Here is an 11,498-nt window from a genome sequence, read left to right on the forward strand (position 1 = left end):
CATGGGTGGCGCCGAGCCGTCACACGAGGTGACGGCCCGGCGCCGGCGTTGCTACTGCGTCACTGGGTGACCCAGAGGTTCTTCCAGGTCGGCTGGCCGATCGTGTTGTCGACGAAGTGACCGTTGATCTTCGAGCCGTGCGCCTGCGCGACGCCGCCGTAGCGGGTGACGAAGAGCGGGAAGTACTCGGTCATGACCTCCTCGTCGAGCTCACCCCACGCGTCGGCCTGCTCCTCGACGGGGAGGAGCTGGATGTCCTCGATCCGCTGGTCGATGGCCGGCTCGTTGAAGGCCGCGTAGTTGGAGCCGAGGCCCTCCTTGTCCAGGTTGGTGCTCTGGATGACCGGCGGGAACCAGGAGCTGCCCGAGGGCCAGTCAGCGATCCAGCCGGGGCTGCGCACGTTGATGTCGGCGTCGGGGTCGGCGCGGACCGTCGACAGGTCGGCGACCGTCGAGGGCACGGGGGTGGCCTTGAAGCCGGCCTCCTCGAGCGCCTTGACGATGACGTCCTTCTGCTTGACCAGCTTCGGGTCGTCCTTGGCGTAGAGGAACTTGATCTCGTAACCGACGGCGTCGGCCTCCTCGAGGAGGGCCTTGGCGGCGGCGGGGTCCGTGGTGCCCGGCTCGTGGTCGGGCAGCGGGCTGAACTCCTTGCGGCCCGCGGTGCCCGGGGGCATCAGGGTCTCGCCGGGGATGGCCGTGACGCCCTCGATCAGACCGGCGGAGAGGTAGGCGTCCTTGTAGGGGTAGGCCCAGGCGAGCGCCTGCCGCACCTTGATGTCGGTGATCTTGCGGTAGTCGGGCGCCCAGTAGCTGGTCAGCGGGAAGCCGCCGACGACGAGACGGCCGGAGGCGTCGAAGTCGCGGTAGTTCTCGTTGAGGACGTCGTCGTAGGTGAGCGTGGTCTGGGCGTCGCCGGAGTCGGACAGCAGCAGCTGGTCGATCTGGGCGGACTCGACCTGCAGGTCCATCTCGTAGGAGTCCGGGTACTGGGTGCGGCCCGGGTCGGTGTTGGTGTCCCACTGGTCGTTGCGGACCAGCTGGAGGGTCTTCTCCGGGGTGTACTCACCGAACTTGTAGGGACCGGTCGCCATCGGGTGGCGGGCGTAGGCGGCGGGGTCGGCCGCAGCGGTCTCGTTCATCGGGCTCATCGCCGGGAACGTCAGCCAGTACGGCAGGTCCGGGAACGGCTTGCGGGCCTTGTAGGTGACGGTGTTGCCCTCGACCTCGACGGCGTCGAAGCCGTCCAGCGTCTTGCCGGCGGTGAAGTAACCCTCGTAGGAGTCACCGCTGACGAGGTAGTCGTTCGAGTAGGCCGGGCCCTCGGGGAACTGCGTGCGGTCCATCGAGGCAGCCGTGGAGAAGATGAAGTCCTCGGCCTTGACCTCGGTGCCGTCCTCGTACTTGATGCCGGGCTTCAGCTCGAAGGTCCACTCGGTGAAGTCCTCGTTGGGCGTGCCCAGGTCGGTGGCGAGGTCGGGGATGAGGACCATCGACTTGGTGTCCTCGTCGTAGACGTACTGCGTCATCGCACGCGTCACGAGACCACTGAGGATCGTGGACGTGTTCTGGTAGTACGCCTCGCTGGGGTGCATGGTGTTGAGGCCGGCGACGGAGATGACCTTGATCGTCCCGCCGGGCGTGGCGCCCTCGATCTCCACCGGACCGTCGACGCGCGTGGCGTCCTGCGCGTCGCCGGTGTCGCCACCGGTCTGCGCGTCGGTCTCGCCTTCCTTGTTGCCGTCGCTCGTCCCGCTGCCACCGTCGTCACTACCGCCACAGGCGGCGAGCGCGAAGAGGCCGGCGACGGTCACAGCGATGATCGGCTGCTTCAACCGCATCGTGTACCCACCCTTCTCTTTCTCTGTTGTTTCTCCCGACGCCAGGGGTGTGGTCATCGGCGAGTCTTGGGGTCGAAGGCGTCTCGCACGGAGTCGCCCAGGAGGTTGAGCGCGATCACGAGAACCATGATCGTTCCGACCGGCACCCACAGGTAGAGCGGGTACTTGTCGTAGTAGCCGTCGGCGGCGTTGATGGTCTTGCCGAGCGACGTGCCCTCGCTGAGGCCGATGCCGAGGAACGACAGGCCGGCCTCGGCCGCCACGAAACCGGGCAGCGCCAGCGAGATCGCCACGACGATCGGGGCCACCAGGTTGGGCAGCAGCTCCTTGAAGAGGATCTGCCGGGTCGGCACGCCGATCACGCGGGCGGCCAGCACGAACTCGCGCTCACGCAGCGAGAACACCTGGCCGCGGATCAGCCGCGCCAGCCCCATCCAGCCGAACAGCACCAGCACCCCGACCAGGGTCAGGAACTCGGCACGGCCCAGCGTGGAGCTGTTCGCCCCGAACCGGGTGGTGATGATCGGTGCCAGCGCCAGCGCGCCGAGGATGAAGGGGAAGGAGAGCAGGAAGTCGATGACGAACGACATCACCGCGTCGACCGCGCCGGTGGCGTAGCCCGCGATGAGGCCGAAGGTCACCCCGACGATGGTCGAGATCACCGTGGCCAGCACCGCGATGAACAGCGAGGTGCGCAGGCCGTAGAGGAGCAGCGACAGGTTGTCGAGGCCGGTGCCGGGCTCGATGCCCAGCGGGTGGTCCCAGGTGAAGGGGTGCAGCGGCGGGCCCACGCGGGGCAGTCCGTCGAACTCCAGCAGGTCGGTGAGCGCGGCCTGGCCCGGACCGATCTTGTGGTAGAGACCGAAGGCGTTGCTGATCACCGGCGCCAGCAGGGCCAGCGCGACCATGACGAACAAGATGGTGCCGCAGACGACGGCGACCTTGTCGTGGGCCAGCCGGCCCATCGCGATCCTCGTGGGCGAACGACCCGCGAGCTCCTTGACCGGTTCGGACTTCCCGGGTTCGGGTTCGAACCCTTCTTCCATCACCTCGGTGTTGAGCGACGTCATATCCACCTCGGGGAGCCACCGAGCGTGGCTCCGTCCTCGTGCCAGACCGGCAGTTCGAGCACCGCCGGGCGCGCTGCGCGCCGTCAGGGACTCTAGGCGACCCGATCGCGATCGAGGGGTACGCGGCGGTAACGATCTGGTCTCGACCAGTGGGACGCTCCGCCGACGATCAGCCTCGGGACGGGAGATCCTTCGCCGCGACGGCGTCCACGCCCGCTTCCTTGCGCTGCTGGGGCGTGATGGGCGCAGGCGCCGCGGTGAGCGGGTCGTAGCCGCCGCCGGACTTCGGGAAGGCGATGACGTCGCGGATCGAGTCGGTGCCGGCGAGCAGCGAGACGATGCGGTCCCAGCCGAACGCGATGCCGCCGTGCGGCGGGGCACCGTAGCCGAAGGCGTCGAGCAGGAAGCCGAACTTCTCCTGCGCCTCGGCCTCCTCGATGCCCATGATCGCGAAGACCCGCTTCTGCACGTCCTCGCGGTGGATACGGATCGACCCGCCGCCGATCTCGTTGCCGTTGCAGACGATGTCGTAGGCCCACGCCAGGGCGTTGCCGGGGTCGGAGTCGAAGGAGTCGAGGTCCTGCGGGGAGGTGAAGGCGTGGTGGACCGCGGTCCACGCACCGCTGCCGACCGCGACGTCGCCCGCGGCGGTCGCCTCGTCGGCCGGCTCGAAGAGGGGCGCGTCGACGACCCACAGGAAGCTCCACGCCGACTCGTCGATCAGGCCGCCGCGGCGGCCGATCTCGAGGCGGGCGGCGCCGAGCAGCGCCCGGCTGCTCTTGACGGCTCCCGCGGCGAAGAAGATGCAGTCACCGGGCTGGGCACCCACGTGGGCGGCGATCCCGGCACGCTCGGCGTCGGTGAGGTTCTTCGCGACCGGGCCGGTCAGCTCGCCGTCCTCCTGGACCAGCACGTAGGCCAGGCCGCGGGCCCCGCGCTGCTTGGCCCACTCCTGCCAGGCGTCGAGCTGCTTGCGGGGCTGGCTCGCTCCCCCGGGCATCACCACGGCGCCCACGTAGGGCGCCTGGAAGACGCGGAAGGTGGTGTCGGCGAAGAACTCGGTGCACTCGGTGAGCTCGAGACCCATCCGCAGGTCGGGCTTGTCGGAGCCGAAGCGCGCCATCGCCTCGGCGTAGGTCATCCGCGGCAGCGGGGTCGGCACCTCGTGGCCGACCAGCGCCCACAGCGCGCTGAGGATCTCCTCGGCCACGGCGAGCACGTCGTCCTGCTCGACGAAGCTCATCTCGATGTCGAGCTGGGTGAACTCCGGCTGCCGGTCGGCGCGGAAGTCCTCGTCGCGGTAGCAGCGCGCGATCTGGTAGTACCGCTCCATCCCGGCGACCATCAGCAGCTGCTTGAACAGCTGCGGGCTCTGCGGCAGGGCGTACCAGCTGCCGGGGGCCAGTCGGGCCGGCACCAGGAAGTCGCGGGCGCCCTCGGGCGTGCTGCGGGTCAGCGTCGGCGTCTCGATCTCCACGAAGTCGTGGCGGTCCAGCACGTCGCGCGCGGCCTTGTTGACCTTGCTGCGCAGGCGCAGCGCCTGGTTCGGGCCGGTGCGACGCAGGTCGAGGTAGCGGTGCTTGAGCCGCGCCTCCTCACCGACGTCGACGTGGTCGCTGATCGGGAACGGCAGCGGCGCCGAGGCGCTGAGCACCTCGACGTCGGTGGCGACGACCTCGATCGCGCCCGTGGCCAGGTTGGGGTTCTCGTTGCCCTCCTTGCGGGTCACGACCTCGCCGGTGACCTTGAGGCAGTACTCCGCCCGCAGCGCGTGCGCGACCTGCTCGTCGCGGACGACGACCTGGACGACGCCGCTGGCCTCGCGCAGGTCGATGAAGGCCACCCCGCCGTGGTCGCGGCGGTTGGCGACCCACCCGGCGAGGATGACGGTCTGGCCGGCGTGCTCGGCGCGGAGGGCGCCGGCGTCGTGGGTGCGGATCACTGTGTTGACTCCTTGGAGGTAGAGCTCGAGGAAACCACCTGCGGTCGCAGGTCCTCGGTGGGTGGGGTCCAGGTGGCCGGGTCGGCGTCGACCTGGTCCCCCGATCGGATGTCCTTGACCTGGTGGCGCGGCGCGTCGTCGCCGTCCTGGGTGAACCAGACGTAGGGGATGCCGCGCCGCTCGGCGTTGCGGATCTGCTTGCCGAACTTCTGCGCCGACGCCGCGACCTCGCACGGGACGCCGCGGGCGCGCAGCGCCGTGGCCACCTCGTCGCCGGCGCCCCGCGACGCCTCGTCGGCCAGGGCCACCAGCACCGCGCTGGGCACCTTGCGGTCGGCGGTGAGGCCGGTGCGCGCGAGGAGGGGGACGACGACCCGGCTGACACCGAGAGAGATGCCGACGCCGGGGTAGGTCGAGCGGCCGTCGCTGGCCAGGGCGTCGTAGCGCCCCCCCGAGCAGATCGAGCCGAGCGACTCGTAGCCGTCGAGACGGGTCTCGAAGACCGTGCCGGTGTAGTAGTCGAGGCCGCGCGCGATCGACAGGTCGGCCTCGACCCGGACCCGGTCGGTGACCAGGCCGGCGCACGACCCGACGAGCTCGGCCAGCTCGGCGAGCCCCTCGTCGAGCAGCGGGTGCTCGACGCCCAGCCCGCGCACGGCGTCCACGAAGGAGGTGTCGGTCGAGCGGATGGTCGCCAGGGCCAGCACCCGGTCGGCGGTCGCCGGGTCGATCCCGGCGTCGGCGAGGAGGAGCTCGTGGACCTTCGCGGGGGGCAGCTTGTCGAGCTTGTCGACCAGGCGCATGACCTCGTCGACCTGGTCGCCCGCGGCGATACCCAGCCCGGCGTAGAAGCCCTGGATCAGCTTGCGGTTGTTGACCTGGAGGCGGAAGCCGGGCAGGAAGTCGAGCCGGCTGAGCGCGTCGACCATGACGCGGGTGACCTCGACGTCGTGGTGGAAGGGCAGCACGTCGCGCCCGATGATGTCGATGTCGGCCTGGGCGAACTCGCGGAACCGGCCCTCCTGGGGCCGCTCGCCGCGCCACACCTTCTGGATCTGGTAGCGCCGGAACGGGAAGTCGAGCCGGCCGGCGTTCTCGAGCACGTAGCGCGCGAAGGGCACGGTGAGGTCGAAGTGCAGCCCGAGGCCGGCGTGGCCCTCGGCCGACTCCTCGTGCAGCCGCCGCAGCAGGTAGACCTCCTTGGAGGTGTCGCCCTTGCGGAGCAGCTGGTCGAGCGGCTCCACGGCGCGCGTCTCGATGCCGGCGAAGCCGTGCAGCTCGAAGGTCGCGCGCAGGGTGTCGATGACCTGCTGCTCGACGAAGCGCTGCTCGGGCAGCAGCTCGGGGAACCCGCTGAGCGGGGTGGTCTTGGCCATGTCACAGGTCCTGGAGGAAGGGGTTGGTCGCGCGCTCGCGGCCGATGGAGGTCTGCTCGCCGTGCCCGGGCAGCACCACGACGTCGTCGCGGAGCGGGAGCACCTTCTCGCGCAGGCTCCGCAGCATCGTGGGGTGGTCGCCGCCGGGCAGGTCGGTGCGGCCGATCGAGCCGGCGAAGAGCAGGTCGCCGGAGAACATGACCTCGGAGATGTCGGCCTGCTGCTCGGTGTAGGGCGTGCGGAAGGTGACCGAGCCCTCGGTGTGGCCCGGGGTGTGGTCGACGACGAGACGCAGCCCCGCCAGCTCGAGGGACTGGGCGTCGGCGAGCTCGCGGACGTCGTCCGGCTCGGCGAAGGTGTGGTTGCCGCCGAGCAGCATCGCGGCGGTCTCCGCCGACATGCCCTGCATCGGGTCGGCGAGCAGGTGCCGGTCGTCGGGGTGGATCCAGGCGGTCGCGTCGTAGGTGCCGGCCACGGGCGCCACGCACCACATGTGGTCGACGTGGCCGTGGGTCACGAGCACGGCGACCGGCTTGAGCCGGTGCTCGCGCACGACGTCGGCGACGCCGGGTGCGGCGTCCTTGCCGGGGTCGATGACCACGCACTCGGTGCCGGGTCCGGTGGCCGCGACGTAGCAGTTGGTGCCCCACGGTCCTGCGGGGAAGGCGGCGATGAGCACCGCCTCAGGGTAGCGACGTCGGAGGCGGTCGCCCGCCCCGGTGTCCGACAGGGTGGTGCCCCGTCCCCTAGGGTAGGACTGCGCCAGCCGCACGAAGATGGCCGACGAAGAGGATACGCAGTGACGAGCAGCGAATGGGGCCGCGTCGACGACGACGGCACCGTCTACGTGAAGACCGCCGACGGCGAGCGTTCGGTGGGGTCCTACCCCGCCGGGACACCGCAGGAAGCCCTCCAGTTCTTCACCGAGCGTTTTGACGCTCTCTCCTTCGAGGTCCAGCTGCTCGAGCAGCGGGTCAACGCGGAGAAGCTCACGCCCGAGGAGGCCGCCGAGTCGATCAAGACCGTGCGGGCCCAGGTGACCGACGCCAACGCCGTCGGCGACCTCGCCTCGCTCGGCGCGCGCCTCGACGCCCTGGCCCCGGTCCTGGCCACGCAGCGCGAGGCCCGGCGGGCCGAGCGCGCCGCGAAGGCGGAGGAGTCGAAGGCCGCCAAGGAGCAGATCGTCGCCGAGGCCGAGAAGATCGCGACCGGCACCGACTGGCGCAACGGCGCCAACCGCCTGCGCGACCTGCTCGAGGCCTGGAAGGCGCTCCCCCGCATCGACCGCCCCTCCGACGACGCGCTGTGGAAGCGCTTCTCGGGCGCGCGCACGGCCTACACGAAGGCCCGCAAGCAGCACTTCGCCGAGCAGGACGAGAAGCGCGAGGGTGCCCGCGTCGTCAAGGAGCGCCTGGCCAAGGAGGCCGAGGCGCTCGCGACCTCGACCGAGTGGGGCCCGACCGCCGGCCGCTACCGCGACCTGATGCGCGACTGGAAGGCCGCCGGCCCTGCGCCCAAGGACGTCGACGACGCCCTGTGGAAGAGGTTCCGCGGCGCCCAGGACCAGTTCTTCGGGGCCCGCGACGCCGAGAACGCCGCGCTCGACGCGGAGTTCGCGGCCAACGCCGACGTCAAGGACGCCCTGATCGTCGAGATCGAGGCGCTGCTGCCGGTCCAGGACCTGGAGGCCACCAAGAAGGCCTTCCGCGACCTGGCCGACAAGTGGGAGGCCGCCGGCAAGGTCCCGCGCGACCGGATGCGCGATCTCGAGGGCCGGATGCGCGCCGTCGAGAACGCCCTGCGCAGCGCCGAGGACGACGCCTGGAAGCGCTCGGACCCCGAGAAGTCGGCCCGCGCCAACGACATGGTCACCAAGCTCGAGGACGCCATCGCCAAGGTCGAGTCCGACCTCGAGAAGGCCCGCGCCGCCGGCAACGAGAAGAAGGTCAAGGAGCTCGAGGACAACCTCGAGTCCCGCCGCTCGTTCCTCGACATGGCCCGGCGCGCCTCCGAGGACTTCTCCGGCTAGGAGCGCCGCAGGAGACGAGCGCGGCTCGTCCCCACACCCCGGCTGACCCGGCGCTGCAGGCCCCGCTGTGGTCCGGGTGGGGCCGTGGGCTGCGGCCGGCTCCGGGTCCGGGAGCTCGGGGCGGCGCGTCGCTCGGACGGCCTGGGCGGACGGCGGTCTGGGCAGCCGGCGCCGCGGCCAAGCCCCTTGACGCTTCCCGGACCCGGCCCGTCCTCCGCCCCCGACCCCACCCGGCCCAGCCCGACGAGGGCGCGCGGCAGACGGCTAGGCCGTGACGCGGTAGGCGTCGAAGACGCCCGGCACCGACCGCACGGCCTTGAGCACGTTGTCGAGGTGCTTGGCCTCGGCCATCTCGAAGGTGAACCGCGACTTCGCGACGCGGTCGCGGGTCGTGGAGAGGTTCGCCGACAGGATGTTCACGTGGGCGTCGGAGAGCACCATCGTGATGTCCGACAGCAGCCGGGCGCGGTCGAGGGCCTCGACCTGGATGTTGACCAGGAACATCGACTGCCCGGTGGGGGCCCACTCGACGTCGAGGACCTTCTCGGGCTGGCGCCGCAGCTCGGAGGCGTTGGTGCAGTCGTGCCGGTGCACCGAGACGCCGCCGCCCTTGGTGACGAACCCGAGGATGTCGTCGGGCGGCACGGGGGTGCAGCACTTCGCGAGCTTGACCCAGACGTCGGGTGAGCCCTTGACGATCACGCCCGCGTCGCTGCCGCCGCCGGCGTTGGAGCGGCCGCGGCGACCGGTGATGGTGACGGCCTCGGACAGGTCCTCCTGGGCGCCCTCGTCGCCGCCGTGCAGCTCGATGACGCGGCGGACGACGGCCTGGGCGCCGAGGTTGCCCTCCCCCACGGCGGCGTAGAGCGCGGTGACGTCGCCGAGCTTGAACTGGGTGGCGACCAGGGTGAGCGACTCGTGGGTCAGCAGCCGCTTGAGCGGGAGGCCCTCCTTGCGCATCAGCTTGGCGATGGCGTCCTTGCCGCGCTCGACGGCCTCCTCGCGGCGCTCCTTGGTGAACCACTGCCGGATCTTCGAGCGGGCCCGCGGCGACTTCACGAAGGTCAGCCAGTCGCGCGAGGGACCGGCGGTGGCGGACTTCGAGGTGAAGACCTCCACCACGTCGCCGTTCTCGAGGGTCGACTCGAGCGGCACCAGGCGCCCGTTCACGCGCGCACCGATCGTGCGGTGGCCGACCTCGGTGTGGACGGCGTAGGCGAAGTCGACCGACGTCGAGCCGGCGGGCAGCGCGATGACGTCGCCGCGCGGGGTGAAGACGTAGGTCTCGGCGCGGTTGATCTCGAAGCGCAGCGACTCCAGGAACTCGCCCGGGTCCTCGACCTCGCTCTGCCAGTCGAGCAGCTGGCGCACCCACGACATGTCGCCGTTGGTCTGCGGCGACTCGCCCTTGCGCTCGGTGTCGCGGCCCTCGCGGCCGTCCTCCTTGTACTTCCAGTGCGCGGCGACGCCGTACTCGGCGCGGCGGTGCATGCTGAAGGTGCGGATCTGCATCTCGACCGGCTTGCCCTGCGGCCCGATGACCGAGGTGTGCAGCGACTGGTACATGTTGAACTTCGGCATCGCGACGTAGTCCTTGAACCGGCCGAGCACCGGGTTCCAGCGCGAGTGGAGCACGCCGAGGACCGAGTAGCAGTCGCGGTCCTCGTCGACGAGGATCCGGATGCCGACCAGGTCGTAGATGTCGGTGAACTCGCGGCCGCCGACGATCATCTTCTGGTAGATCGAGTAGTAGTGCTTCGGGCGGCCGGTGACGGTGGCCTTGACCTTCGCCTCGCGCAGGTCCTTCTCCACCTGGCTGATCACCTCGGCGAGGAAGGTGTCGCGCGAGGGCGCCCGCTCGGCGACCATCCGCACGATCTCGTCGTAGATCTTGGGGTGCAGGGTCGCGAACGCGAGGTCCTCCAGCTCCCACTTGATGGTGTTCATGCCGAGCCGGTGGGCCAGCGGGGCGTAGATGTCGAGGGTCTCGCGGGCGGTGCGCTCCTGGCTCTTCAGCGGCACGTAGCGCAGCGTGCGCATGTTGTGGAGCCGGTCGGCCAGCTTGATGACGAGGACCCGGATGTCGCGCGACATCGCGACGATCATCTTGCGGATGGTCTCGGCCTGCGCGGAGTCGCCGTAGACGACCTTGTCGAGCTTGGTGACGCCGTCGACCATCTGCGCGACCTCGTCGCCGAAGTCGGCGCGGCACTGCTCGAGGGTGTAGGGCGTGTCCTCGACGGTGTCGTGGAGCAGGGCGGCGACCAGCGTCGCCTCCGTCATGCCGATGCCGGCCAGGATCGTGGTCACGGCGAGCGGGTGGGTGATGTAGGGGTCACCGCTCTTGCGCATCTGGCTGCCGTGCATGGTCTCGGCGGTGGTGTAGGCCCGCTCGAGCAGCGCGAGGTCGGCCTTGGGGTGGTTGGCCCGGACGGCGCGGAACAGCGGCTCGAGGACCGGGTTGACGCCGGGGCCGCGGGTGCCGATCCGCGCCAGCTTCGCCCGCATGCCGCGCCCCGCCCCCGGAGGGACGGACGACGGGTCGGCGGGCGCCAGCTCGGTGCGCGGCGTCGCGGTCCTGGGGGTGGGCGCCCCTCGCCCGGTGGCTGCGGCCGCGCGCTCCTCCGTCATGGCGCCAGTGTAGGTGCGCGGACCCGCAACGGCTCAGACGGTGGACAGGGCGGTCACGTCGAGCTCCCCGCCGGCGCCGATCGTGGCGCGGCCGGGCAGGAACGAGAGCTCCATCAGCACCGCGACACCGGTGGTCACGGCCCCGCAGGCGGCGACCAGGTCACGGGTGGCGGCGACCGTGCCGCCGGTGGCGAGGACGTCGTCGACGAGCAGCACCCGCTCCCCCGGGGCGATCGCGTGGCAGTGCACCTCGAGCGTGGCCTGGCCGTACTCGAGGTCGTAGGAGACCGCGTGGACGTCGCCCGGCAGCTTGCCGGCCTTGCGCACCGGCACGAAGCCGACGCCGAGGGCCAGCGCGGCCGGGGCGCCGAGGATGAAGCCGCGCGCCTCCATCCCGACCACCTTGTCGACCACCACGGTGCCGTCGGCGTCGCGGCCGGCGTCGGCGAGGGCGGCGACGACCGCCGCGAACCCCTCGGGGTCCGCGAGCAGCGGGGTGATGTCCTTGAAGACGACGCCCGGCTCGGGGAAGTCGGGGACGTCGACGACGAGCCGGTCCAGCGCGTCGGCGGCCGCCGTGGCGGTCGCCGACGCCGGGGTCGTGGGCAC

General features: G+C 71.0%; 8 protein-coding genes. 1 reads left to right on the forward strand and 7 read right to left on the reverse strand.

Translation table 11 applies throughout. The annotated features are described in order from the left end of the window. Positions 1 to 59: 59 nt before the first annotated feature. The 5 genes from FE634_RS11875 to FE634_RS11895 form a co-directional block, all read right to left on the reverse strand. A complete protein-coding gene (locus tag FE634_RS11875; RefSeq protein WP_187366683.1) occupies positions 60 to 1,841 on the reverse strand; it encodes an ABC transporter substrate-binding protein in 1,782 nt (593 codons plus the stop codon). Between the two features lie 53 nt (positions 1,842 to 1,894). Beyond that, positions 1,895 to 2,806 carry an ABC transporter permease gene (locus tag FE634_RS11880; protein WP_222847574.1) on the reverse strand — a complete coding sequence of 304 codons (912 nt, stop codon included), beginning with the start codon at positions 2,804 to 2,806 and terminating at the stop codon, positions 1,895 to 1,897. A gap of 274 nt (positions 2,807 to 3,080) precedes the next feature. Beyond that, on the reverse strand, positions 3,081 to 4,853 hold the full coding sequence (gene aspS / locus FE634_RS11885; RefSeq protein WP_138875976.1) for an aspartate--tRNA ligase: 1,773 nt from the start codon (positions 4,851 to 4,853) through the stop codon (positions 3,081 to 3,083). Beyond that, positions 4,850 to 6,229, reverse strand: a complete 1,380-nt coding sequence (hisS, locus tag FE634_RS11890; protein WP_148240626.1) for a histidine--tRNA ligase — start codon at positions 6,227 to 6,229, stop codon at positions 4,850 to 4,852. Before hisS ends, aspS begins: the two co-directional genes overlap by 4 nt. Position 6,230: 1 nt before the next feature. After that, positions 6,231 to 6,908, reverse strand: coding sequence for an MBL fold metallo-hydrolase (locus tag FE634_RS11895; RefSeq protein WP_137293486.1), 678 nt, complete (start codon positions 6,906 to 6,908; stop codon positions 6,231 to 6,233). A 120-nt stretch (positions 6,909 to 7,028) separates the two neighbouring features. Between FE634_RS11895 and FE634_RS11900 the strand changes: the two genes are divergently transcribed. Then, positions 7,029 to 8,258, forward strand: a complete 1,230-nt coding sequence (locus FE634_RS11900) for a DUF349 domain-containing protein (protein WP_138875977.1) — start codon at positions 7,029 to 7,031, stop codon at positions 8,256 to 8,258. Positions 8,259 to 8,522: 264 nt separating this feature from the next. On the opposite strand, the gene FE634_RS11905 is transcribed toward FE634_RS11900, so the two are convergent. Continuing rightward, entirely contained in the window at positions 8,523 to 10,889 is a 2,367-nt protein-coding gene (locus FE634_RS11905; protein ID WP_396954576.1) for a RelA/SpoT family protein, read from the reverse strand. A gap of 33 nt (positions 10,890 to 10,922) precedes the next feature. Next, positions 10,923 to 11,498 carry an adenine phosphoribosyltransferase gene (locus tag FE634_RS11910; protein ID WP_187366684.1) on the reverse strand — a complete coding sequence of 192 codons (576 nt, stop codon included), beginning with the start codon at positions 11,496 to 11,498 and terminating at the stop codon, positions 10,923 to 10,925.

This window comes from Nocardioides sp. S-1144 (assembly GCF_005954645.2).
Taxonomy (GTDB): domain Bacteria; phylum Actinomycetota; class Actinomycetes; order Propionibacteriales; family Nocardioidaceae; genus Nocardioides; species Nocardioides dongxiaopingii.

Coding starts and splice junctions, on each gene's coding strand:
- FE634_RS11875 (WP_187366683.1), bottom strand. CDS start 1,841: ATGCGGTTGAAGCAGCCGATCATCGCTGTGACCGTCGCCGGCCTCTTC.
- FE634_RS11880 (WP_222847574.1), bottom strand. CDS start 2,806: ATGGGCCGGCTGGCCCACGACAAGGTCGCCGTCGTCTGCGGCACCATC.
- hisS (WP_148240626.1), bottom strand. CDS start 6,229: ATGGCCAAGACCACCCCGCTCAGCGGGTTCCCCGAGCTGCTGCCCGAG.
- FE634_RS11905 (WP_396954576.1), bottom strand. CDS start 10,889: ATGACGGAGGAGCGCGCGGCCGCAGCCACCGGGCGAGGGGCGCCCACC.